This is a genomic window from Leisingera sp. XS_AS12 (assembly GCF_041224635.1).
In the GTDB taxonomy this organism is placed as follows: domain Bacteria; phylum Pseudomonadota; class Alphaproteobacteria; order Rhodobacterales; family Rhodobacteraceae; genus Leisingera.
Window position 1 is genome coordinate 1 of the sequence record NZ_JBGFGM010000034.1, and the last position, 391, is coordinate 391.

Genomic DNA, 391 nt, shown 5'->3' on the forward strand with positions numbered 1-391 from the left:
GCGATGACTACCGCCACATCGGCCCCTTCAGGGACGGCGAGAGTCTGCTGTTCCAATCGGTGAACCGCGGCAAGAAATCCATCGTTCTGGATCTGAAATCCGAGGACGGCGCGGCGGCGGCGCGGGCGCTGGCGGCGGAGAGCGACGTGCTGGTCGAGAACTTCCGCCCCGGCGTGATGGACCGGTTCGGGCTGGGTGCGGACACACTGTGCGCGGCTTGTCCCCAGCTCGTCTATGTGTCCGTCTCTGGGTTCGGCCAGACAGGCCCGAACCGGATGCTGCCGGCCTATGACATCATCATCCAGGCGATGAGCGGGCTGATGGATATGACCGGCGCCGAGGACGGCCCGCCGATGATGGCCGGAGATGCCTTTGCCGACGTGGCAGGCGG

Annotated in this window: 1 protein-coding gene; it reads left to right on the plus strand. The window is 66.5% G+C overall.

Features of this window, described 5'->3' with window-relative positions; translation table 11 throughout:
• A partial coding sequence (locus tag AB9K35_RS00440; RefSeq protein ID WP_369923951.1) for a CoA transferase occupies nucleotides 1–391 on the plus strand: 391 nt, incomplete at both ends.